At 41.5% G+C, this 23,794-nt stretch carries 27 protein-coding genes; 9 read left to right on the plus strand and 18 right to left on the minus strand.

Annotated features, from left to right (window positions below; translation table 11 throughout):
- Nucleotides 1-8: 8 nt before the first annotated feature.
- The 10 genes from KIT90_RS20510 to KIT90_RS20555 all read right to left on the minus strand — a co-directional run bounded on the left by KIT90_RS20510 (nt 9) and on the right by KIT90_RS20555 (nt 7,834).
- Nucleotides 9-353, minus strand: coding sequence for a TrbI F-type domain-containing protein (locus KIT90_RS20510; protein WP_285378412.1), 345 nt, complete (start codon nt 351-353; stop codon nt 9-11).
- Entirely contained in the window at nt 350-2,893 is a 2,544-nt protein-coding gene (traC, locus tag KIT90_RS20515; protein WP_285378413.1) for a type IV secretion system protein TraC, read from the minus strand. The genes KIT90_RS20510 and traC overlap by 4 nt, the downstream gene beginning before the upstream one ends.
- Before the next feature lie 4 nt (nt 2,894-2,897).
- Nucleotides 2,898-3,284, minus strand: coding sequence for a type IV conjugative transfer system protein TraV (locus tag KIT90_RS20520; protein ID WP_285378415.1), 387 nt, complete (start codon nt 3,282-3,284; stop codon nt 2,898-2,900).
- Nucleotides 3,285-3,289: 5 nt separating this feature from the next.
- Nucleotides 3,290-4,681, minus strand: coding sequence for a TrbI/VirB10 family protein (locus KIT90_RS20525; RefSeq protein ID WP_373417708.1), 1,392 nt, complete (start codon nt 4,679-4,681; stop codon nt 3,290-3,292).
- Between the two features lie 5 nt (nt 4,682-4,686).
- Nucleotides 4,687-5,406, minus strand: a complete 720-nt coding sequence (gene traK / locus KIT90_RS20530; protein ID WP_285378419.1) for a type-F conjugative transfer system secretin TraK — start codon at nt 5,404-5,406, stop codon at nt 4,687-4,689.
- Complete coding sequence (gene traE, locus KIT90_RS20535) at nt 5,403-5,963, minus strand: type IV conjugative transfer system protein TraE (protein ID WP_285378421.1); 561 nt, start codon at nt 5,961-5,963, stop codon at nt 5,403-5,405. The genes traK and traE overlap by 4 nt, the downstream gene beginning before the upstream one ends.
- Nucleotides 5,963-6,268: a type IV conjugative transfer system protein TraL gene (gene traL / locus KIT90_RS20540; protein WP_285378422.1), complete on the minus strand. Its 306-nt coding sequence runs from the start codon at nt 6,266-6,268 to the stop codon at nt 5,963-5,965. The genes traE and traL overlap by 1 nt, the downstream gene beginning before the upstream one ends.
- 43 nt (nt 6,269-6,311) lie before the next feature.
- Nucleotides 6,312-6,602, minus strand: coding sequence for a type IV conjugative transfer system pilin TraA (locus KIT90_RS20545; protein WP_285378425.1), 291 nt, complete (start codon nt 6,600-6,602; stop codon nt 6,312-6,314).
- Nucleotides 6,603-6,872: 270 nt separating this feature from the next.
- The gene (locus KIT90_RS20550) at nt 6,873-7,340 is read right to left on the minus strand and encodes a hypothetical protein (RefSeq protein ID WP_285378426.1); all 468 of its coding nucleotides are present in this window, start codon (nt 7,338-7,340) and stop codon (nt 6,873-6,875) included.
- A gap of 314 nt (nt 7,341-7,654) precedes the next feature.
- Nucleotides 7,655-7,834, minus strand: coding sequence for a TraY domain-containing protein (locus tag KIT90_RS20555; RefSeq protein ID WP_285378427.1), 180 nt, complete (start codon nt 7,832-7,834; stop codon nt 7,655-7,657).
- A gap of 428 nt (nt 7,835-8,262) precedes the next feature.
- On the opposite strand from KIT90_RS20555, the gene KIT90_RS20560 reads away from it, so the two are divergent.
- Nucleotides 8,263-8,865, plus strand: coding sequence for an XRE family transcriptional regulator (locus KIT90_RS20560; protein ID WP_285378428.1), 603 nt, complete (start codon nt 8,263-8,265; stop codon nt 8,863-8,865).
- 21 nt (nt 8,866-8,886) lie between these two features.
- Here KIT90_RS20560 and KIT90_RS20565 read toward each other — a convergent pair whose 3' ends face one another.
- The 4 genes from KIT90_RS20565 to KIT90_RS20580 form a co-directional block, all read right to left on the minus strand.
- The gene (locus KIT90_RS20565) at nt 8,887-9,312 is read right to left on the minus strand and encodes a hypothetical protein (protein ID WP_285378430.1); all 426 of its coding nucleotides are present in this window, start codon (nt 9,310-9,312) and stop codon (nt 8,887-8,889) included.
- Nucleotides 9,313-9,324: 12 nt separating this feature from the next.
- On the minus strand, nt 9,325-9,972 hold the full coding sequence (gene elbB / locus KIT90_RS20570) for an isoprenoid biosynthesis glyoxalase ElbB (protein WP_285378432.1): 648 nt from the start codon (nt 9,970-9,972) through the stop codon (nt 9,325-9,327).
- The gene (locus KIT90_RS20575; protein ID WP_285378433.1) at nt 9,969-10,448 is read right to left on the minus strand and encodes a hypothetical protein; all 480 of its coding nucleotides are present in this window, start codon (nt 10,446-10,448) and stop codon (nt 9,969-9,971) included. The genes elbB and KIT90_RS20575 overlap by 4 nt, the downstream gene beginning before the upstream one ends.
- Nucleotides 10,449-10,928: 480 nt before the next feature.
- Complete coding sequence (locus KIT90_RS20580; protein WP_285378435.1) at nt 10,929-11,729, minus strand: hypothetical protein; 801 nt, start codon at nt 11,727-11,729, stop codon at nt 10,929-10,931.
- Nucleotides 11,730-12,312: 583 nt separating this feature from the next.
- Between KIT90_RS20580 and KIT90_RS20585 the strand changes: the two genes are divergently transcribed.
- From KIT90_RS20585 to KIT90_RS20625, 7 genes are all read left to right on the plus strand, one after another.
- A complete protein-coding gene (locus KIT90_RS20585) occupies nt 12,313-12,714 on the plus strand; it encodes a hypothetical protein (RefSeq protein ID WP_285378437.1) in 402 nt (133 codons plus the stop codon).
- 1 nt (nt 12,715) lies between these two features.
- The gene (locus tag KIT90_RS20590; protein WP_373417706.1) at nt 12,716-13,330 is read left to right on the plus strand and encodes a heme-binding beta-barrel domain-containing protein; all 615 of its coding nucleotides are present in this window, start codon (nt 12,716-12,718) and stop codon (nt 13,328-13,330) included.
- Nucleotides 13,331-13,345: 15 nt separating this feature from the next.
- Nucleotides 13,346-13,915 (plus strand): YceI family protein, encoded by a 570-nt coding sequence (locus tag KIT90_RS20595; RefSeq protein ID WP_285378438.1) that lies wholly within the window; start codon nt 13,346-13,348, stop codon nt 13,913-13,915.
- 2,075 nt (nt 13,916-15,990) lie between these two features.
- On the plus strand, nt 15,991-17,346 hold the full coding sequence (locus KIT90_RS20605) for a tetratricopeptide repeat protein (RefSeq protein ID WP_285378440.1): 1,356 nt from the start codon (nt 15,991-15,993) through the stop codon (nt 17,344-17,346).
- 451 nt (nt 17,347-17,797) lie between these two features.
- Nucleotides 17,798-18,037, plus strand: coding sequence for a recombinase family protein (locus KIT90_RS20610; protein ID WP_285378442.1), 240 nt, complete (start codon nt 17,798-17,800; stop codon nt 18,035-18,037).
- 340 nt (nt 18,038-18,377) lie between these two features.
- Complete coding sequence (locus KIT90_RS20615; RefSeq protein WP_252040630.1) at nt 18,378-18,908, plus strand: hypothetical protein; 531 nt, start codon at nt 18,378-18,380, stop codon at nt 18,906-18,908.
- A 146-nt stretch (nt 18,909-19,054) separates the two neighbouring features.
- Nucleotides 19,055-19,459, plus strand: coding sequence for a DUF4019 domain-containing protein (locus tag KIT90_RS20625; RefSeq protein ID WP_285378445.1), 405 nt, complete (start codon nt 19,055-19,057; stop codon nt 19,457-19,459).
- A gap of 171 nt (nt 19,460-19,630) precedes the next feature.
- On the opposite strand, the gene KIT90_RS20630 is transcribed toward KIT90_RS20625, so the two are convergent.
- Together KIT90_RS20630 and KIT90_RS20640 are read right to left on the minus strand one after the other, a co-directional pair.
- The gene (locus KIT90_RS20630; RefSeq protein WP_285378446.1) at nt 19,631-19,855 is read right to left on the minus strand and encodes a DUF3892 domain-containing protein; all 225 of its coding nucleotides are present in this window, start codon (nt 19,853-19,855) and stop codon (nt 19,631-19,633) included.
- Between the two features lie 511 nt (nt 19,856-20,366).
- The gene (locus KIT90_RS20640) at nt 20,367-21,389 is read right to left on the minus strand and encodes an IS110 family transposase (RefSeq protein WP_285378447.1); all 1,023 of its coding nucleotides are present in this window, start codon (nt 21,387-21,389) and stop codon (nt 20,367-20,369) included.
- A gap of 108 nt (nt 21,390-21,497) precedes the next feature.
- Between KIT90_RS20640 and KIT90_RS20645 the strand changes: the two genes are divergently transcribed.
- Complete coding sequence (locus KIT90_RS20645; RefSeq protein WP_285378449.1) at nt 21,498-22,883, plus strand: hypothetical protein; 1,386 nt, start codon at nt 21,498-21,500, stop codon at nt 22,881-22,883.
- A gap of 170 nt (nt 22,884-23,053) precedes the next feature.
- On the opposite strand, the gene KIT90_RS20655 is transcribed toward KIT90_RS20645, so the two are convergent.
- Entirely contained in the window at nt 23,054-23,353 is a 300-nt protein-coding gene (locus KIT90_RS20655; protein ID WP_285378453.1) for a type II toxin-antitoxin system RelE/ParE family toxin, read from the minus strand.
- Nucleotides 23,354-23,360: 7 nt separating this feature from the next.
- Nucleotides 23,361-23,603 (minus strand): type II toxin-antitoxin system Phd/YefM family antitoxin, encoded by a 243-nt coding sequence (locus KIT90_RS20660; protein ID WP_285378455.1) that lies wholly within the window; start codon nt 23,601-23,603, stop codon nt 23,361-23,363.
- Nucleotides 23,604-23,794: the final 191 nt, after the last annotated feature.

Raw genomic sequence — 23,794 nt, forward strand, 5'->3', positions numbered from 1 at the left:
TTTGACGCCTAACGCTGTGGAAGACGCTTCATCTCATCAATGATGTGACGTTGAAGCGCGATGGTCATATCGGGTGCGCCTGTTATCACCGCACCAGGCACCACAATGACAAGGTGGTGCGTGTTGGCGTAGTCATCGAGAATTTGTCTGGCCTTCCTATCAAACGCCGCCAGTTGTTTGCGATGTTCAGTGTCGCTCAGTTCCGCTTCAAGCAGGGTTTCCTGATAACGTTCTAATGTCCCCTTAATGTCAAACACCACCGTTTGAGGCGGTGGTGTTAGTGCTAAGGTGAAGACAGCCGTCATGACACTGACAGTGACGAGGCCGATAATGATCATGAGGTATTTTTTCATGCGGCCTCCTTACCGTAGACTCGTTGATTAAAGAGCGTGATTTCATCGCCATAGTAATGCATCGCGGTTTGGTTGATCGCATCCATAACATCGATGCCTTGCTTCATTAATGTCTCACAATACTGCGCCTCATGAGGCTCAGTGGATAAGCACGCTCTGGTGAAAGGGTCGGCAAAAAGCCGGTGGAAGGTAGTGCGTCCTCCGGCTTTGAGCATGACCGAGCTGTAACCTGCGGTGGAGGATGCCGAGAAGCTTTTCAAGACAAATTGTTCATACGCGGAAAAATGCTCAGGGTTTTCTTTGATGAACTTATCAAGACCACTACCTTGGCGAAGGGTAATATGAATGTCTGAGTTGTTAAATGCCGCTAGCGCTTCTGGTGTGCTGTAGAAGTCCTCAATGCCTTGCGTGACCGTACAGAATGAACCACCAAATTTACGGGCGGTGCGATAGCCGGTATTAATGAACTCCTGTGCCTGAGCGTTAGAGCCTGCCATCAAGGACCACGCTTCTTCAATGATGCACATTTTAGGCGTCGAGCGACTACCAGAGAGATACATCTGCTGTGTGATGCTCGACATGAGCGCAAAAATGACAGGCCTCATGATGTCCGATGGAAAACCGTCCAACTCAATCGTGGTGAAATGCACATCAGGGTTGAGCATGGATGGCTTGTTGAAGGTGTCCCCGTAAATGCCGTCCGAGCGATACTTGTTGAGTTGCATGGCAATGTCCGAAATGCGTCGGTCGTGGTTGTTGCTTTCGGCCGCGGCAAAGAGCGCTTCTTGCACATGGTCAACCAAAGTCTGGCTTTTGTGTTTTTCCCAAGCTGTGATGATGCAATCGGCCAAAATCGATTTTTCAAAGTCCGCCATTTCACGAGACGGGCACGCCATGGTGGCAAAAAGTCCTGTGATGGTGTGCAGGGTTTCTTTGAGAGGGTTGACCTTTTCACCCGTCTCGTCGGTGTATTCATCGCCTTTGGCAATGTGCTCAAGGTGCGTAAAAGGGTTGAGATAAATCTTCTCTGATGTCATGTAGCTGCCACCGAGCATCAGAGTGAGTTTTTTAAAGCTTTTGCCTTTATCCAACGCCCAAATTTTCCCGTTCATGGCGTACAACGTTTCGGCCAGTTTTTGCACAAAGAAGGACTTGCCTGCACCTGAACCGCCTGTGAGTGCGATGTTGTAGTTGTCTGAGCCACAGTTAAAAGGGTTAAACCAAAACGCTTGTTGACGCATGGTTGGCAGCATCATGCCGCCACTGAAGTTTTTGACATCCAGAATTAAGGGCAATAGGTTGGCTACGTTGGAAGATTTAACCGTATGGATGTGTCCTGCGCGGTCGCAATCGTCCCAAAATCCATCACACATCATAAATGGCAGTGTGGTCATGAGCGCCTGGCTTTGCAGCATAGCGATGACCTGCATATCCAGTCCTCCGGCTCGAAACGCATTGATGGCAGTCGTGCGATGCACGCGTTCATGCTCTGGACTGGAAAACAACGTCAACGTGAGGTGCATGCTCGACATGGCGTTGAGGTTATCTGACAATTCGTCACGGATTTTTTCCCGCTCCGCGAGTTCTTTCTTGGCTTGAGGAAAAAACATGGCCATTGGGGATTTGAGTGTTTTTTCCAGTTCACCGATGCGAGCGCCGTTTTTATTGGCAAAGTTACCGGTATCTTGGTTGCGAAAGTTGAGCGTCATCAGATGAGGACACTGCACGTTTTTGGCGACATTTTTCAGTGAGGAAAAGCAATCGGGTAGCGAATACAAACGAAACGAGCGCGGCGTACTGCGAAGACCTAATGAAATCATCCGTGGTTTGACGGTATGGTGTTGGCGGTTGCTAAAGCGAACGTCAGTGTAAGTGCGCCGTGTTAAGAACTCCGTATCTGGAGACAGAATTTGTTTGTAAATGAGCTCTTCTGGTGCGTACTCAGACTCACTTGGCGCGGTTTTGGTCGGGTCAAAGTTGAGTATGCCCTCAACATAGTTAATCAACCCTTCGGGCGTGAGTGGCGTCAGGTTTAGTCCGGTTTGGGATAGGGAAGTAAAGAGGGATTCTTTACAATCTATCACGTTCTCAATGTCTGCGGTGCTTGATACGAACAACCACGCGTCGTAGTTCTTAATGTCAAAGTAGTGTTTTTGCCGATGAAAGAAGCCTTGCTGCGCAGCAAGTTTACCGTAGTCGGCTTCTTGCTTGGCAAGCTCTTCGCAGATGCCACCACGTGCCGATTTGATGGCGGCATTTTGCTCAATCATGTGGCTGACATGGTTGTGTCCAAGCATGGAAAAGTGGTAATTCCATTTATTGCCAGAAGGTAAATCCATGATGAGGCGATTGAGTGAATCGACTAAATCATCATTAGCGCCAGCCAGTACACTGAGTTTAAACCCAAACCCTACGCCTTTTCGGTTATGGAACAAGCCAGTGCTGACATCGTAAGTGCGATAAGGTAATTCAGAGTGCAGGTGGTTGTACTCACGTTTGGCATCGAGATAGAAGCCTTTTAGATCTTTTGCAACGCCCATGGCATTAATCCTTTTTTATTGACGCAACAGGGCGGCCTGTCCACGTGGATTCATCGAGCAGAATGTAGATATCCATCGTATCGATATAGATTTTGGTGTCGTCAGAGGTGAAAGGGAATACGACGACTTTACGAACCGTATCTTGTGTTCGTGTTGGGTGGCCTTCACGATTGCGTCTTGGCAGAAGGGCGAAGGGATGGTTTTTGAGTACATTGGCATCAATCATGGCCTGTGGCTCCGGCGCATCAATCGAATTGCGGATTTCATCCATACTGGCACAGCCCGGTGTGCCCCCAATTTTTTGGCAGCTAAATTCGTCTTGAAAGCCTGCCGAACAGCCTGCCAGTGTGCTGATCACAAGCACAACAAAAGAAAAAAATTTCATGGTCATACGAGTTACCTAAGTTGTTGATTGAGTTCATTGGCGAGCGGGTTGAGCGAGATGGTTTCTAAAATGCCATTCGATTGCCTTTGTTGGGCTTGCTCTTGCGCCATGGTCTCTTCGTATTGTTCAATACCTTCATCATCGAGAGGAAAGCCTTGTGTAAATACGATGTTCACGATGCCGCCAGGGTTGATTTCAATGAAGGGATGGTATTGCTCGGCAAGCGCAATGTAGTAGTCAGACAACTTGCTGCCGACCTCAGAGGTAGCATTACCAAGCAAACTTAATCCTACGTCTTCACTGTTGATGCTTGATGTTGAACCGAGCGCCGAGGTTGAGGTGGTGCTGGCCAATCCTGCTCCGGTTTCACCCAGCCCCGTTAAAATGCCAGAAATACCGGCCATTTGGACGATTTTGCCATTGCGAAGCACTGAGGTCCCACGAATACCATTACGACCAAAGTTAAACACCGTGCCTTGCACGGGAATATCAATGATGCGCCCCTCTTTAATGCAGCTTAATGTGTTGGTACGAACGATGCCTCGACTTGAAGAAAGCTCGCCATACACGCTGCCAACGATGGTGCAGTTTTTAAGGTGAGATTTTTCACCGTTAGGCAACACCCCTTCGTGAATGGTTTGAAAGACAATCGGTGCGGTATCACTTTGACCAAACACGCCAGCATTCGCATCCGCACCACCGGTGATTTTTGCCGTCACAAAACTGCCTGAGGGAACGTAGTTTTCGGTGGTTCGACGATAAGGGATTTTGTTGACTTCTTCCCAATGAAAATCAAACGAATCAAACCCTTGACCGCTTCCTTCAAAGTGCGTTTTATCGGAGGAAGAATATTGGAAGTCGTCTTTTTGCAAATCATTGGTCGCGTACGAAGGCAGTGGTTTTGGTGGCAAAGGTCTTACGCCAAAAGTGTCAGCCCTAAGGTTTGAAGTGGTCTCCTCCTGCGGTGGCTGAGTCTGCATCGATGTGACCAGCTCTTTCTGCGCTTGTAACTCATCACGAAGGCGGTCATTTTCCTTTTTCATCTGCTCTAGTGTGGTGTCATTGCGTTTGGTCAGGCGCTCATACTCCGTTTCAAGTTGTCGCATTTTTTCTTTGACTTCGACGATGTCTAACCCTTGTAGCGTTAACGCTGAGCGGTTGTCTTTGTCGGTAAAGTCATCGGTAATGATTTCACCAAAGTTTGGCGCCTCAGCTACGGCTTTTGCACTCGTATCTAATGAGGTGCGCGGTTTTTTAAAGTGCTTAAACGTAAAAAACAAACCTGCGAGTAGGACTAACACCAACACACTGATGATTTGATTGCGTTTCTTACTTTGTTCGTTGGTGATTATTCCATTGTCTAAGTCTCCCTCTTTGGATAACCACTGTTTGATTTGTTGCATCATGGCTACTGTCCTCCAGTGATGATGTAGAGATGCGTTGATGCGCCAGGCTTAAGATGATAGTCATCTAAGGATGCGCTTCGGCTTGAGTAGCTGTAGAACTGCGCTTCCGTCAATGTCATGGGTTCACTGGATTGATTTTTGACTTGATAAATAATCCCTGAGAAGGGACGTCCGGCGAACAACGTTTGCGGAATGATGGCCAAAGGTGTGCTCTCTTTAGGTAGCGTTTTTGGATCAATGGGGTGCAGATTAAAGCCGGGCACTGGCGTGCCATGTCGTCGCCACTCAATCATTTGTTTGGTAAACGCCCCAAGCGCGAATGGGTATTCCATGTCTTTGTTAAATACGCTCTGCTCCGACTCTAAGTAATTCGGAATGAACTCAGTGACGATGGCTGGTACCGCTTTAGGGTTCACAAACAAGGAAAAGTTACGACCTTTTTCGGTTACGACATGTGCGGTGAACGGTAAGGCGATGTTAATTTTTAAGCTGATGGAGCCCGATTGGTCGCGCTTGTTACCCGTTGCGACACAAAAGCCTTGGGGACAATGGACGTTAATGATTTTGTCACTTTTGACCACGAGGCGGTTTGTATTGACTGAAGAGAGCGGCAATACGATGGTGTCGTTTTGTGCAAAGTGATAGGTCTTAGCTGAGATATTTTTGGCATACACGCCAAAAGGCAGAAGTAATAAGCCAGCAAGGGCAATAATACGTTTCATAATGGAACCTCTTGAGCAATGGAGTGAAGCTCAATCAAACCATGTGGATAGGCCGTGTGAAGAATGTAGGTGACAGGTTCAGGGTCGAGCTTGCGACCGCCTACCGTTTTGTTGAGTGTGCCAGTGACGCGAATTTGCATCTTGCTAATGTTGGTTGAGACCGTATCGACCTCAAAGAAACTGGAGACATCGTTTTTGATGATGAAGTCTGCTTCACGCATGAGTTTTTCTTGTAAAGCACTCCAGTGTTCAGATGGCACATAAGTAATGAGCAAGTTAAATTGACGCTTAACGTTTGACGGCGTGATGTTGAACTTAAGATGAACCCACCATTCAGCCATCAGTGCGAGGTAGGCGTCGTCTACGGCGTCATTAGAAACAGTAAAGGCGCGGTCAATGTGTGGTGGTACTAACGTGCGCTGCACGGTTTTGTTTTGAGTGACCAGCGCCATACCAAGACCTGCCGTGGCGATGGAGACCACCAACACCACAGCGATGAGGACATAATTAAGAAAGCGAGACGCTTTGAGCGCCGCGCCGTTGTTTTCGCTTAGCATCAGTAAATCCAGTATTTTTTGGTTGCAGGAGGGGTGCGTTTAAAAATGAGCTTGTTGGCGTTCTCATCCCCAAACCAATGCGCAAAATGAATGATGAACCGTTGGCCAAAGCGCACTTTTAAACTGCGGATAGTCAAAAAGAACCCGATACAAGCGGCGATAGCGACGATTTTGTTGAGGTTAAACAGCATCAGAAAGAGCAGCATTGATGGCAGCATCTCATCGATAGGGAAGCCAGCGAGCTTGATGCCGGACTGCAAGTAGTTGGGGAAGGTGAAAAGTGAATGCTTATCTTGATAATCCATGATGAAAAAGGGCAGATAACTCTGCCCCCTCCGTTATTGCTGTTTATAGACCGACAATGCCTTTGCCGATTTCCCAGAAAACCACACCGACAAAGAAACCAACGATGCCACCAATCCAGTTCTTTTGGACGATACCGACGATGATGCCGCCAATCAGACCCGCAGCAAGCATGTAGAACTCACCGGATGAACCTTCGCCAATCGTGTTAGTGACGGTTTCTTTGCCTCCGGCAAACAAATCGTCAGCAGCAGCGGGCATTACGCTGGCAAATAAGGTTGCGAAAAGCACATAAAGACGCAGTGTGAAAGCGTTAAGACGGGTTTTGATATTCATAAGTAGAGATTTCCTAAATAATCTGATGATTCAGATGGATATGTCAAAAGCACTTATGCGAAAGCATAAAGCGCGAGATAAAGAAAGCAGGGCTTTCTGATGTTGCTCTGACTATCCGCAGAGATGCGAATAGTGAAGAGTTATGTAGCCTGGAAGGGAGCAGGCGAAAGGGGGGAGTTAAAGTGAAGGCCGGATCCGCTTCGCGGTACTCCTTTTGTCTCTAAAAGAGGCTTCGCCTCGTTATAGCAGCCAAAAGCGAGCTTGATAGGTTCACTTAATTGATAAGGGGGTAACGTTATGGTTTGAGGGCATCGTAAATTGACTGAGAATGGATTTACGTTTGCGCACAAACTGCTTCCAATTGTCTTGCGTAAGTACCTGATTATGCTCTTTGCGGTAACGTTTTCGTGCCGCATTACTTGATCGAGCGTGGATACTTATGCTTGAGCCGTCAATTGCCGAAGAGAACGATGGTGTGAGACAGAAACGTTGTTGTCGTTTGTCGATATATAAGCGCTCAATTTTTCCTTGAAAAAGTGGATATTGAAATTTGTCATTAGTATCAATTAAGGCACAGAAAATGAGCCCATCGCTAGTGTTGGAGATAAATTTTACTTTTAAAATGGCATGGTCTTGATAGGAAAGTCCGATCAGCTTTTTAAGCTGATCTTTGTCTTTCATATCACCTAAGATGAGTTGACTATCGAAAGGTAGCATGCCGTACATGATATTAAGCATGATGTCATTATTCCTAAAGAGCCTACTTTGAGATGCGGGAAGGCGATTCCCGCATTTGAAAATAGGCGAAGTGGATATCTTGCAATACCCGCGTTGTGTTGACTCGCTTATGTATGAACACAATTCATACGACTTGACTAGAGCAGCTGAATGCTATGGTTGAGTCGGGAGATGTAGATGCGCATTTTTTGGGATTTTTTTAGTTCTCCCCGCGCCCTTCTTGGCGCTTTAAGAACTTAATCAACCATAGTCGTTGTTAACTTTAAGCTTGATATGGCTTAAATCGGGCAGTCTAAAGTTTGAAAAGCGAGATTTCACGGACGCCAGTCAGGAAAGCGCAACAAGTGGTCTTCTAAACGAAGTTTTGCTTCTGCTTTCTTTGTTCGTACTGCTTTTTTCGCAGAGTGCTCCAAAACCTGGTTCGGTCGAAATGCGAGCTTAAAAGCTATTCCAGTTTCAAGCTTTGCATTAGTAGATTTGAGTTCAGAACTCATATTGACCTCATAAAAATTAAGTGGTGAAGAAATTAACAGAAAGTACGGGCCTTACTTTTACATTACTGTTTTCAAACAAGTCCGCATATCGCCCTCCTTAGCCTCAAGTCTCGAAACCTATACTTTAAAGTTGAACTAAAAGTACGAGGAAACAAGATAAAAAACATAAAATAAACGTGACTTAAATCACGCTTTATCTGTCTAAGAAAAGGGTTTGTTTCTCGGATGATTGAGAAAACAATGAGAAACCCCAAATTTTCAATTGATTACCTTCTTGTCCAAAAGTTATATCGGCATTTGTGTGTGTGTTTATAAATTAGCCTAAATTTAAAGTTATATCAACCTTAAAGATTTATTGTAAACTTTAGTTAGTTTTTCTACTTTTAAGGTTTTGGCTCGAAATCTACAATTTGGTTAATGTTTTCTTTGTGTTGAAAGATATGAGTACACTTGGCCAAAGGCTCGAAGATTTAAGAACCATTAATAAAGAAACAAAAGAGTTTACAGGTAAGGTTGCTGGCGTTACCGGAGTGACGATTGGCAAATGGGAAAAAGACCTAATAACTCCCAGGGACGCGAAGCTCAAACGTTTGGCTGAACACTACAATGTTAGTTTCGAATGGTTGCGAGTTGGTGTTGATGGAACGAAAGTAACACCTGTTTCTGAGAGTTTTGTGGTATCGATTCAATCTTATAAAGGTGGCGATGAATCTGTATTTTTCGATGCTCGGCTGCTCCCTTCAGGTCACAGCGAGCGACTCGTGTATGTTCAAGTCGAAGGGCACAGCATGGGGGATGTACTTCCTGACGGAAGTCAGTTGATTGTCGATCTTGAAGACCGACATTATAAAGACGACAAACTCTATGTTTTCAAAACTCAAGATTTCGTGTCTATTCGCCGGTTATCTTTCACATCAACCGGTGTTAGGATGCAATCTTTAGGTAGTCTAAAAGACGAAGTTCTTACTTTTCAACAGCTATCTAAGGTCGATGTTTTAGGACGTGTTATATCCTCTATTTGCCCGCGATAATGCAGCCTCACGGCTGCACTCTTAATCGAGATTTGTCTGAAAGCGAATTGTGTTTTTGCTAACAACGAACGCTTGGCTCCTTATTTCTTTTGGTAGCTTAGTGTTCGCGATAAGCTTTTTTAAGTAAGTATCTTCTGGCAACCTGAGATCTTGATATAACTGCTCAATAGGGATGTCTTGGCCTTCATGTTCAAACAGATAACTAATAAAACGGTGGTTGGTACTACCCTGCTTTATCCTCAATACCTCATCCTCTCCGTGTAAAACCGCGTTCTGAGAGGGATTAAACAAAAGCCCGGCTTTTGACGACCCCTTTTCTTCCAAAGTTGTCTCCATTGTGGTGACTCTGTTTGATTGAAAAGGAAAAAACTCTAGAGCAAGCCAAAGGCCAAGCCCCATAAATGCACTTAAACCAATAGTGCAGAAAATATCGTATGTGCTTTCCATAGATGTAACACTTTAAATTAAGGAGGCCACCTGTTCTACTAGCTTATCGATGCCTTTTTTAGCATCAACAATACTCCCAGCTAGCATGTAGGCAGGCGTTGTTACAACATTGTAATCGTTATCTACAACAATACTGTCCACAGGGCAGTCAATATGTAGCCCTCCTAGTTTGTTAATGACACTTGCTGTTCCTGCATCGGAACCAATTGTGCAACGGACACCATTATACACTTTAGGTAAAAGTACTGGAGCGATACACATATAACCTACAGGCTTCTTCTTGCTAGCAAAGGCGATCATGATTTGTTGAAATACAACATCAATAGAAAAATCGGCGCCATCAGTAGCGAATGTTGATAGGTTTTTCGCTACTCCAAAACCACCAGGAATTATGAGTGCTGAGAACTCTTGTTCGTCCAGTTCTGATAGCGCACTTACGTTGCCGCGTACAATGCGTGCTGATTCTTCAAGTACATTTCGAGCTTGCTCTCTATTTTCCCCCTTTAGGTGATTAATTGTGTGAAGTTGCAGCTTATTCGGAGCGAAACATTGATAAGTAATACCACGCTCTTCAAGAGCTAGTAGTGTAAGTACAGCTTCATTAATTTCAGCACCGTCAAAGACACCGCAACCTGATAATACAACCGCAATTTTTTTCATAAATTAGCTTCCTTATTATTCATTAAATCAAGTAGTTGATCGTTCGCCTTTGTTTGGTATGCTTCCATAATGTCAGCAATCAAACTTAGTTTAAGGTGAACATCTTTGTCCGAAAAAATGACCTCATAAACATCATTTAAGAATGGTGCGAACTCGAACGTTTCTTCGTAATGGTTCCCGACATTTTGAATTGGAGTGTCGAGTGAATTAAATTCTCGTAAGTAAACAGATGAGCGGTGTTTGAGCATGTTCTGGATTTTGCGTTTGATAGCTTCTTCATCACTTAAATCATCGTTAAGGATGATGCTCTCTAGTTCTTTTAGTTTTCCTCTAGAGTGATACCAAACGACAGACTTTACGTAGTTGTAAGTCATAAAAGAAGAAAGGTGATCGAGCTTGTCTGGCTTGGTTATCGCGATACCCCAGCCAGCCAGTCCAAATATTAGAAATGATAGGAAGAGTATTTTTAACTTCATGAGCCTGTACTAAACCAACTGACATTTTCTAAGTGTTCGTCTTTTTGTATGAATAATTGATAAGACATAGGCTGCATAAATGCAACTGGGCGCCTATAAAACTGAGAAGTAAAAGCTCATAAATTAATGGTTATTATTAAACTGGATGCTTATTATGGCGTACTGCCTTCATAGCTTTCTATACAGTGTATTAGGTCCATTGAGTGGTTGAAGGTGGCACTTCGTCAACAACAAAGCCATGTTCTTATTCAAAATAAATGATTTAAAAACTTATATGGCTTTAAATTTCCGTCATTAAGTGATTGATTTACTTAGTTTTAGTTTTAGTTTTAGTTTTAGTTGGAGTGGTAGAAATGTCTGGTTATCCTGAATCAAAAAAGAACCAAATAATTTTTTTGGTTCTGTCTGTATGGTATCTGAAGTATTTTCTGCTGTTTCAATTATACGACCGTAATTTTTATGATATGAAACGAGCGAGTTTTACTTTTTTCCTTCATGGTTTTGGAGAGGGCTAACGCAAAGCGCATTGAGCAACGATCGTTCTGTTGATGAAGTTTCTCGACCTGAAGAAAGGTACGCTTGTTTATTCTTTCCCCAATAAGGGACAGATGTAGGCAATTTGTGTATGTTGAATAGATCGATTGATTCAGCTTCTTGCCAAAAAGATGTGTCTGGTAGTGATAGATCTTGATCCATACAGGTACGTAGAGCCTCTGCGTAATTCATTCTGTTCCATTGCTTTCCGTTTTCTTTATATTGTCCTTCTATTTGAAAGGAACTAAATGGGACCATAACGCGATAACCCGGCATTTTAAACTGGCGCCAGTCATGCGTGGGTGTGCTGTTTGGAAAGTCGATGTTTGACAAGTCCACTTCTCTTAATGTGCTGTCTCGAAATGCCTCAAATTTTCTCGCTTGCTGCTGTCCTTTCAATGCCGAAAGATAATCAGTATAAGGACCAAGTAAACAATGATAACCAAATGGAGACTTTTTACTCCATACGGCTTTATTCAGTTTTTGCAGTAACGTCGAGGTATGTCTGACAGTAACTGGAGTCTGATAAACGCCACACTGTATCCAGAAGTACGACTTTGAATTTTTGGGACTAGAATTTTGCCATAGCCCCTGACCTAAGGGACAAGATTCTGATAGTACGGGAACCTCGGATTTCGATAGTAGCGTATAGCGGCAAAGTTTTTTTAATGGATTGGCATGAGTTTTTGATGCCAAAACACTCGCTAGTAAAAGGATAAGCGTTGATGTCTTGTTTAAAGTAAGCATTCTATGAACACGCGATTGAGTAATAACCAAACTGCGGCAATAATAAGCTAAATAGAGTGTAATCTCCAAATAAAAAAATCATGGTTCAATGTCATCATTTCATTGCCACTTTTCTATACTTTCAACCTTAATTTTAAGGTTGGTAAGTTGTTGTTATGAAATTATTTTTTCCTTATCTCAACCTCCTTTTTTAAGAGGTTATTAAGCTTCGAATTCACTTCTTATCATTAATGTTTATAAGCTAAAGTTCGATTAGTCGCTTCAAATTGTTTGTGTTTGCCAATTTTCAAGGTTCATGATTAGATGCGCAGTTTAAAATAGCGAGCATGCCCATGAAACTACGTTGTTTTATTATGTCTACTTCAGTCTGTAATTAAAGACTGTATATAAGGTTTGTGATGTTGAAATCTAGGTTTCGTTTTTCAGGAATATCCATTCTAATTTAATGAAAATATACGAATTCTAACACGACATAAATATAAAAATAATTTATCTTCTCGACAAATATATTTATTGAAATTTTATTCATAAATTTAAGGTCAATTCATATTAGTTGTTGATAGTGATGTATTAGGATTAAGTCATGAAGCAGTCTATCTCTCATAACAACGGCTTTTTGCTGGTCAAAGTTCTTTTTGCTCTAGGGGCTGGGTATATTGGGGGTATAGCTAATGTATCAAGCATCTGGTTTATTAACGGACTATCCGGAACTTTGGTTTTTGATAATCAATTTTTTTACAAACAAGTTGCATGGGGCAGTGGATGGGCAATTTTTTACGTTATTGATGTTTTCAATAACAACTGGAAGAAGAAAGGAGCGACAATATCTATAATCGCATCATTTTTCACGTTTTTTATATTTAAAACCTTGGATGTTTCAATTGATTCGTTATTTAGTTCTTTCTTTGTCAATGTTTTAATTTGGGGGGGCGTTTCATCTTTTATGTATCATAAAGCCTTGTTTTACTATACAGAAGGTAAATAGTATGAAAAATAGAATCGCATTGTTAGTGTTTTGTGCTTCAACTTCAACAATGGCGTCTGCATCGACAGCGTTAGATTTTGGGCCATTAAAATCATTAATTGGGACTTGGAAAACCGTCGACTCTGGTGGTGTTGACGTTGCCCCTGGACAAGAAAATTCAATAGTTGGCAAAGGAGGAGCTGCAGTTGAATCATTCTATGAAATCATAACTTTTAAACCAGTTGCAGATGCCACAAACGCGAGTGACCAATATTTAACCGCAATATATTATGAGCAAGAAGTTTTCCGCAAACGTGATAATGGAAAATTCCATGATCAGAGAGGATATTTACTCTATGATAAAAAGAACCAATTAGTCTATAACTCTTATTGCATACCGCGGGGAGTTTGTATTGTTACAGAAGGTAAAGCTGGTTCTAGAATAAATTTCACAGCAATAAATTCTGGAATTGCTCAAAGTAAGTTCATGCTTGATAACGCCTTGACTACAGGGTTTACAATGGTGATGGATTTTACAGAAAAGGACACATTACGTTATTCTCAGACAACAAATTTAGATATTTACGGAAAACCTTTTTCGCATAGTGATTCGAGTACGTTAAAAAGAGTTCAGTAGTTATTTGGGGGCATTATGAATTGTAGAAAAATAATTATTATCATTACCAGTTTTATTTCAACAAATCTTTATGCAGAGACTGGTTATGAAATAGTACCAGAACGTTCATCATTGAGTTTCTCAACAATAAAAAACCAGTATATTGTAGAAGCTGCATCGATGACACCATCTGAAGGGACGTTGGATCAAAATGGTTTTTTCTCTATAACACTCCCAATTGACAGTATTGACACGGGAATTTCGATTAGAGATGAGCGTTTAAAATCGCTCTTTTTTGATGTAACGAGTCATTCTCAAGTTCATATAAGCGGAAAAATAGACTTAAATCTATTATCCAATGAACCTGAGCTAATCTCATTACCTGTAAATGTACAAATGTATGGAAAAGTCAATTCGATAACATTTCCTGTAGTGATTATGAAGTCAAATGAACATATGTTGGTAAGTTCATATAGCCAGAGAATTATTCATGCTTCTGATTTCGGTATCCCGAGTGACAATCTAGTTAAATTAGCAGCGACTGTTGGTGGGATCAAAATTTCAGACAATGTCCCAGTGAGTTTTACCTTAACATTTGGCAAGTAGAGGAGGGTTTATCTCACTTCTATTTAACATCGACTTGTTTGTTTAGCAATTTAGCCGTAAACCCCGCCCTATGAGGGCGGGGGATACATAGGTTTTTAATGTTTCAATTGTCGCACTGCCAGCAGTACAATCAAAGTATTAGCGAGGCCATAAGGCTGAACTTTTGCTTTGTCTCGTAAGGTGCGTGTTTTGTCGTCGTAACATACGAGATGAAACTGCAATAAACAACTTACACTCAGGATTACCTCTGGTTGAAATAATCAGGTTTTTTATTTTTTGAGCAGTAAGATGTATTGAATTTAGCATTTAAGAATTTTCATCGTACTCATTTTTGCGTGTATTTCCTAAGAAAAGCAACTGCAACAGTCACGACTTAGAATGTGATTCGCATTTGCAAATTGTCAAATATAAATATGAGTTTAGTTGCACTTTAATTTGTTTTTCTTATGATGTTTTGGGTGTAGGGGTAACAATAAAAAGAGTTAAATAATTAAAGCATGAAGATTTAGTTTAATGTTTTGATTCTTCAATTTCTTTTAATGCTAGTGATATCAATGATGAGGCATCGTTACTCATGTCGTTAATTTCTGTAACATCATGATTTTTTTCTAAGTGTTTGATCATCTCCGAAGAAATTTTATTAATTGTGTTCCATTTTAACTTCTGTTTGTTTTTTATGATATTCATTTGGCTAAAATCATCTTGGAAAACTTGATATAAGTTTTTTGTAAATTATTTGTGATAAAGTTAAAGAATTATTCAAACCTAAAGCATGAAGTTTCACATTTAGTCTGTTGTTTATACTGCTCTCATGATGAAATCCAGTGAAGGTTTAAAGCCTATTTATTGATTTGATGATAATTCTATAAACAATCATATATATCGATTTTTTGTTTATTGTCTAACTTTATTTAATATTAATCACATATTATTATTGTTTTTGCGTTAATAATATTCAAATTTGAAAATAGTTGTTGACTTATGCAGAGGTTTTTTGCAGATGTGGTGTCATAAGACACTATATAGCGGGATGGGCGAACACTGTTCTATTGTTTTTCTTGGTGATGATTAGCTCGATATTGTCGTAAGCTTATGTTTTATAAGGGCTTTGTTTTTCTCTGACAACTTTTGATTGTAATTGAGGGCGGGAATCATTGACTAGGTTCCTTGTATGCTTTTCTCGTTATTCCGGTAAAGATGAAAGAGCGAGGAAGCGAAGTGGAATCATATTTAACGCTTAAGCGGAATATGATACTTCTCATTTTAATAAATAATAGTACTGGGTTTAGAGTGCTTATCTTAAAATTTAATATAGGAAAAAGCCAGTGTTTAAAAATGCTCTTATTATATATTGAGCTATTAAAGGTGGTCGGTTAATGAAAATTAGAATCACAGTTGACACATCAACTCCAGTGCTTCCTAGAGACTGTAGAAATTGGCTTCATTATTGGGAGCAACGCTCTGGGTTCAGAGTCGTGTATTGTTGCGCGATAAACTGTTGTGCTCCAGCTGAGAAAGGGGCTCATGTCCGTAAAGAAGGCGCTCTTTTAACGTGGGAACCTATTTACATCGTTCCGTTGTGTTTAGAATGCTATTCTCTTGCGAGTATGATTGAAATTCAAACAGAGAGACGGTTTGCGGTAATGGCCCCCAATTCAAATTAATAGTTCTCTAAGTAGTCCAATACTAAATTCGACACGACTAATTTTCATCGTTAAAACTTAGCCAAGAGATTACAGATATTTTGCAAATTCTTTTTTGGCTAACTATATGACTGATAAGCAGTGTTTTTATCTGATAATGATGTGCGAGTAAGTTGTCAGCATGTGCCTCCCATAATCTGCTCGCTAAAAAGTAATTGTTCTTACACAGAAGACTTTACCTGGCATTCAAGCATTACTTATTGACCACCAATAGATTAATTAGGTGTTAATCCTTTCATGGTTTCGCATACTTAAAGCGTGGTCGAGTTTGTTTATATTCATGCATGAATGGAGAAGCGGTTGCCCCGTATGGTTGTTGCTTGAAATATTAGATGCTTACCTTCATCCCACTCGACTGATACTGGTTCTTAGATGATAAAAAGAAATGTAGTTTTAATGGGAGTTTGCCCAACGTTTCCCACATTGGTTCACTCGAAAGAAATCAACGAAAGTGACAATGTAACCTTGTTATTTTCACAAGGTTTAATGCATTACTTTGGTAAGGGTGTCCCTGTCAATAAAGAAAGAGCTTTTGGGTTCTTTGAAGCTGCAGCTATTGGAGAACACACAGAGGCTCAGCACAATCTTGGTTATATGTACTTTCATGGGGAGTTTGTTAATGTTGATGTAAGTCAAGCCGCAGATTGGTTTTTTAAAGCAGCACAGAAAGGTTATGCCCCTTCGCAATACAACTTAGCGATAGTCTTAGATTGCTTTGAGAGCTGTTTGAGTGCTAGGACATTAGACGATATAAAACAAAGAACTGAACGCACGGCATTCCATTGGTATTTAAAAGCGGCTGAACAGGGCTGCAAAGAATCACAGTATGTCGTTGGGAGAATGCTAGATTTTGGGGAGGGTATCGAAGAAGACAAGAAAGGCGCAATAAAGTGGTATCGAAAAGCGGCAGAGCAAGGTAACGCAGTAGCACAATATACCCTTGGCGCCCTTTATGACTACGGTATTGGTATTTCGACAAATCAACATAAAGCGTTAGGTTGGTATCATCAGGCAGCAAAACAGGGCCATGTTGATGCAATCTACGGCATCGGAATGATTTATCACTCAAATAGAGAAGACTTTCGCGAAGCTTTTAAATGGATTTACAAAGCGGCAGAATTAGGATTGGATGAAGCGCAGTATGATGTTGCTCGAATGCTCACTTATGGTATCGGTACGCAAGAAAATAGGCAACAGGCGTTTGTTTGGTACTTGAAAGCGGCTGATCAAGGGCATTTAGCAGCACAGTTCTATGTCGGCTCAGCTTTCGACTTCGGACAAGGTATTCCGGTGAACAAAGCGACGGCATATCAATGGTACAAGAAAGCGGCTAAAGGGGGCTACGCAAAAGCGCAGTTTCATTTAGGCTCTATGTACGAGGTTGGCGATGGGACAAGCGTTAACAAAGAAAAAGCGTTGGAATGGTATTTAAAGGCGGCAGAACAAGGTTTACCTGACGCACAGTACAATTTAGGACTAATGTTTGAAGAGGGAAGTGGTGTTGTGGTGCAAAGTAAGCCTGAAGCGCTGGCTTGGTTTACAGCAGCTGCCGAACAAGGACATGCCGACTCTCAGTATGTATTAGGTACCATTTATGCGTCGGATAAAAATAATCCACTAAACGCTCACATAGCTCAGATGTGGTATCGAGATGCTGCCGTTCAAGGTCATCAGAACGCAATAGACGCCTTGATGCAAAGCCAAGAGAAACCTCCCGTAGTACATTGATTTAATGACTCTTTCGTAAATTTCCATGCCGAACAGGTAGCTTATAAATATGAGTTTGGGGCTTCTTGAAGAGGAGAGCCCCTACTTTCGCCACCTTGTAGCAAGGTCTGTTCCCTAAGCGGCAAAAGAAAGGGCAAATTTAGATTTAAGAATAGGCCTAGCTAAATTTTATGATACGCTTCGATAATTTACGACGATGTTTGAACTTAAGCAAAAAAAGCCAGCACGTAGGTGTGCTGGCGAAAAATCTAAACCATTACTACGCAGTATTGGTATAGTCCAGAGTCAAAAAACGATCAGATATATTGTGTATATCCATGCTTCCTATTCGTGAACTTAGAAGCACAAGCGCATATCAGCGGATTTCAATCAACAACACAAGTGAGTTCATTTAAATTTGTCGTACCTCTTCGCAAATCTATCGCTACTTCTGCCAATTCACACTTAAGTTTTGCACAAGCAGATTCAAAAGCCAGTCTCCATTGCTCGAGCTGTTGTTCATCTGGCACAACTCGCTAAACGTTTTGAGCAAGAAAAAATCAACTTAATCGTCATTGACCAAAATATTGATACCGGCACTTCAACTGGTAGATTGATGTTTAACATGTTGGCGTCGATTGCTGAGTTCGAAAATGATTTACGTACTGGGCGGCAAGCTGAAGGTATTGCCAAAGCAAAACTTAACGAGTAAGTATGCCATGCAATACGTACTCGTCGAACTGAAGGAGCAACCCTAGGTCAAATTGCAAAAGAATTTGACCTAGGAGAAGCAACAACAAAATCAGATTGAAACTACCCTGTATGAGTTAGATCTTTTACTCATTCACATCCTGCTCATAGGCTTTTTCCTTACTCAAATCTATTGGCTTCCAAAGTTATACGAAACAGAGCGTTCTAATTCATTCGATATGCCACTAAACTATTGATTTGTATTTGAAGACTAAAAAGAAAGAAGGCACTATTTGTTCGTAAAATACGGACAGTCTCCGTATTGAAAGCGTTATGTGCCACCAGAGTTTTGAGGCAATAAATTGAAGTATAAAGACTTGTCGAAAATTGCACTAGATCCATATAGCACAGATAAGAGTATCGATTTACTCAAGCTGCATGGGGTTAGTGCGCCTGATTCTGTGATTGAACAGTTTTATATTGATCATAATGCCAACAGTCGCTTTTTAGCTCTCTACGGTGATCTATCACTTCCTGATCTAAAGTGGGAGCTAGTTGATTTTGATACGACGAAGTTTTTGCAGATAGGTAGCAATGCTTCATTTCCTGATTTTCTTGAGGAGGTATCTGAAGATGCAGCGCATTTCAACGACGTCGGAGAGGCAGTGATTGATTGCCGAGAGGAAGTACTCAATCATTGGAAAAAGCATGGTACTTGGTTAACTCCACCGATATTTCTAGATGCAAATGTTCTTGGTGGTAAATCTGGCATACCTCATTTAGTTGAGGGGCATTCAAGGGTTGGGTGCCTGCTTGGTATTCAAAAATATAAAATCATTCCTTTGGCTGACAGGCACAAAGTGTATTGGGGCTCTCTTCGCAAAGGCACATAACAAATTGTTCAAGAGTGATTCGGCACGCGTGGCATTTTTGCTATGCGTCAGGTTTAGCGGTTAAGGTGGTATGCAGAGGCTTCTGTATTGCGTGCCTCACACCTTAACAAGGCGTTAGCTTACAACGAAGAAAAGGTTAATTTTGTATGATTAGAAAATTCATTCTGGTTCTGTCGTTATTTCCTACGTTGTTATTTGCTCAAACTAAGCCTATCGATGTTGCGGCTTCCGATTGGCTTAGCTTAATAGACAATCAACACTATGGCGAAAGCTGGGACAGTGCTGGTTGTTTGTTTCGTACACAAATATCAAAAGGTGAGTGGGCTGCAGCTGTAGGTGCCGTGCGTACAAAGGTCGGTAATCTTGAATCACGTAGTCTAACAACGACAAAGTCGATGAAGTCCTTGCCGAATATACCGGACGGTGAGTACGTTGTAGTTCAATATCAAACGATATTTTCGGGCAGGCAGTCGACAGAAACCTTAACTCTTTCTAAAAGCAAAACCGGTTGGGTTGTTATTGGTTATTTCATCAACCCGCTCGACCAGTAAGCTAACAATAAATTTAAGAGTGATTCACAACGCTTGGCGCTTTCACTTCAAGCCAGTTTAGTGTTTATGGCACAATGGTTTAGGTAGGGTGTTAGCGTTGTTCACACCTTAATTTGGCGTTATGTAGCTAAGGCAAGCAATGGCTAGTTACGAGCCTTAGCTAAGATGAATTTACTTAGCCATTTCGTCTAAGTTATTGCCTTTTTTACGATCAGGATTAGTTCTAAGGTGAGGTTTTTTGTCTTTCGCTCGGACGGTATGTGCATTTTCTATTTGTCCTCGATCTGCCATTCTCATCGCAGTATCAAGTGAAGTGAAACCTGAGTTACCTTCAAACCGCACTTGTGTGATGTTGCCTTTACTATCTTGTTTTGCATCGATAATTTTTTTAGTCATGATGTATCCTTCAGTTTATATGTAAGGTTACATCCTTGAGCAATTACAACTTCCTGTAAGAGGTTATATTTTAACCGAGCTAACTTATTGAAGCAAACGGTTGCAATTGGGTCGCTACATAACAATCTGTTTAAGAGTGATTCGCAACGCTTGGCATTTTTGGTGCTAATCGTTGGGTTTCGTGTTTACGGTGCAATGGTTTAGTGTCGTGGTAGCGTTGCTCACACCTTAATGCGGCTACATGGATTCCCCCGGTTGTCAAACATCCGCTAAACTTCAAGTGATGGGTTTTGGACTGCCGCTCTACATTCGGTCTACTTATCGATGATTCGCATACATCGTGACCCTGATGACTTTGCGCGACTGCGGTGCCTTATTCGTTAGATGACATCTAGTGTGTCCGCCGCATTAACAGGCTCTCCGCAAATGATCTTAACCTATCTCCATCATTAGCGTCTGCAATGACCCGGTGGGTTTAACTCTTAATAACGCTGCTTAGTGCTTTTAGAGGCTAAGCAGCGTAGTTCTCATATTCGGTTTGATTGTGGAGTAAAGACCAGATGATGCGAGCATTCTTCGCTGCAAGTGCCACAATCGCTCGGTTTAGTCCTCGTCTTTCCTTTATTTGGCGACACCACTGACTCAACCTATTTTGTTTATCACCAATTGTGGTAATGACAGCTCGTGCACCGTGAACGAGTAAGGTACGAATATACTTGTCGCCATGCTTCGTTATCCTTCCTAACCGATTCTTCCCTCCCGTAGAGAACTGTTTAGGGACAAGACCTAGCCAAGCTGCTAGGTCTCGACTCTTATCAAATTGACTGCCATCACCAATAGCGGCAATGATGGCGGTTGCGGTCTGTGGCCCGACACCTCGAACCTTCAGAAGTCTTCTCGTATTGTCATGTTGTTTGGCCATAGACAGAAACGTAGTTTCGGTGTCTTCAATTTGTTGGTTGAGGTTTTTTAGGTGCGAATACGCTTCATTGATAATTTGTCGCGCTTGATGTGGAAGTTGATTTTCAGCATCTTCTAGAATAAGTGGAACTTGTTTCATCAGAGAAGCTCTCCCTGTCGGCATGACAACCCCAAATTCAGACAATATGGCGCGTATCCGATTCATCAATGCCGTTCTTTCTCGAACCCAGTGCTCTCGCATACGGTGAGTTGCAAGGACGGCTTGTTGCTCAGGTGATTTTATGGGGACAAATCGAGTAGATGGTCTCTGGACAGCTTCGCAAATAGCAGCGGCATCATTCAGATCGTTTTTCCCTTTCATTCGGTAGGGTGCAACATATTTGGCTGCCATAATACGACAGTCATGACCGAGTTGATTGAATGTTCTTGCCCAATAATGAGCACCACCGCAAGCTTCTAACCCTATACGCATAGGAGGCAGTTTTGCTATGGTATTAAGCAACTTAGAGCGTGTGACATTCTTGTGAAGAATGACTTTACCATGCTGGTTAATAGCATGAACACTGAAGTGATTTTTAGCGAGATCGATACCGCAATAAGACAGATTAGACATGGAGCCTCCAGTAATTGTGTTGACCACTTGAGTGTGGCAGAGCCTCGGGAGGGGGAATCCATGTCATTCGTTAAGCCCTTATCCATCCATTCAAGTAAGGTATTTTGAATGAGTCTAATATTTGCTAAGAAAGATGAAACAGGCAACGTCTGCATCGTTAGCGATACAAGATTAAACTATCAAGAGAATCGAGAATTACCAGCATACTCTGATTATCAAAAAAACGGTGGATTGAAATTATTTTTAGTCGATAGTCGGAGAGTTGCAATTGCGTTTGCAGGCTGTAGTGTTGAAGCACAAGATGCGTTCGATAAAATAGATGTTCAAACCTTTGAACTAGATAAAGTAGTTCATACTTTGACTCAAAGTAGCTTATCAAAAAACACAGACTACATGGTGTGTCATGCAGTTGATAACTTAATATATAGGATTTCATGCGGTCAGGTGTCGCAACCAGACTTTGCATATATTGGTGACTTTGATGGATATCAGCTTTTAACTCGTAATATTCAACACACTTCTGGGCTCGGTGATCTTGAAAGAGCTATGGATGTCGTAATTTCGGATGCAAATGTAGAAAGTGTTGGTGGTTTTTGTATTTCAGCAATCTCTGATGTTGGTAAATTTAGGTATGTAAAAAAGCACTATTTTTCTCAGTTTAAAGGTCGTATTCAACTGTCAACACCACCGGTCCAGATTCCGTTTGTATCAAATGCCGCAAATGACACCTATTCATACGCTTGGACTGGTGATGAAAATGGGGTTGGGTTCTTCTTCTATGAGGCAAAACTAGGTTTAATCTATTTACCTTTAACAATTCGACCTGTAGAGGTGTTGCCGGGGGTAGACCTTCAGCAGTTTGGTATAGTGCTAAGTAAATACAGTCTTACATTACCAGTCAAAATGGATGCAACAAATGAAGAAGAGTCATTAATCGACTTTGCCTATGAACTCTATAAATCGTCACAGTATGTACGTTGCATTGATAAGGTTGAGTCCTTTACAAGCAGCGTGAAAGTTAATCCTAAAGTCTATTTTCAAGCTAACTACCTTCTTAGCTGTTGCTACAAAGAGTTAGGCATTGCAACTGAAGCTAAATGCCAAATATCTGCTGTAGAGTATTTGGAGCTAGCAGTTCAGGGCTTTGAACTGCTAACTGCAAATTACGAGCCTGAGTTTAATGTGTTGGCTAATAAAGGTATTGCTTTAAATTATCTTGGTTACATTCAAGACGATCTTTTGGTCAAAAAAGCACGTTTTGACAATGCGGTTCATGATTTTACATTAGCTTTAGAGTTGGACAGCAAACAAGCTCTTCCTTATCAAAACAGGGCTGCCGCAAATTATGAGTTACTGAGGTTTTGTCAAAATCAGTATGAGTTTGCCCAATTGATTAAGAAGATTGTTTTGGATTGTGATTTAGCTTTGACTATTGAACCGAATCTTCAAATAGCCGCTAGTCTAAAAATGCACGTGCTTTCAATGCGGGCTTAACAAACTGTTTAAGAGTGATTCGCAACGCGTGGCATTTTTACTATGCGTTGGTTTCAGCGTTTAAGGTGGCATGCGGAAGCATCGGTATTGCGTTGCTCACACCTTAACAGGGCGTTAGTTTGCATGGATAAACTCTCACCCCAGTTATTATTTCTAGGGTGAAAGTCGTGTTATTTCAGATGATTCTGGGGTAGCTGTGATTGACCTAAGACAGCAACGACTAAGATAAAGTCATCTTCTTTGGTTAAATAAGCTGTGTGTTTTCCAATCGGGAAATAAAAGCCATTTGGGTATAGCTCGTGACAGCTTCTTCCTAAACCTGGATTATCAGCTAGCATCTGAAACCCTGATAGCAAAGTGTCTTTATAGTTGCGCCACTGTAATTCAGAAAAGTTTTCAACAGTGTAGTTTTTGACTTTGCGCAAGTGGGATTGCGCTAAGTTACTTAGCTTGTATTTATTCTTTTGCATAAGTTAGTTATAGCGAATTTATAAAGCTTTCGCCGTCAACAGTGTTTCCATTGTTCAAGTCTGCTTTAGCTGACTTAAAGCAGTGTTTGAGGTACTCAACTTTCATAGCTTCTAGCTCTTCAAAGTCACGAATGGACATGACAACGACAGTATCTTTACTGTTTTTGCTGATTTTTACTGGCTCGCGTTGTGCGCTCAGAAGTAGTTCGCCGAAATTTCGTTTGGCATCATTGGCTGTTAATGTATGCATGGTCAGTTCCCAATTTAGTGTACAGTTAGATTATAATGTATCGCATGAAATGTTCAATTTAATTAAATCGTGCGATTTGTGCGAAATGCAAACTAACAAACTGCTCAAGAGAGATTCGCAACGCGTGGCATTTTCACTATGCGAGGTGGTATGCGGCGGCTTCGGTATTGCGTTGCTCACACCTTAACAGG

The organism is Vibrio sp. B172a (assembly GCF_030248355.1).
Lineage (GTDB): Bacteria > Pseudomonadota > Gammaproteobacteria > Enterobacterales > Vibrionaceae > Vibrio > Vibrio owensii.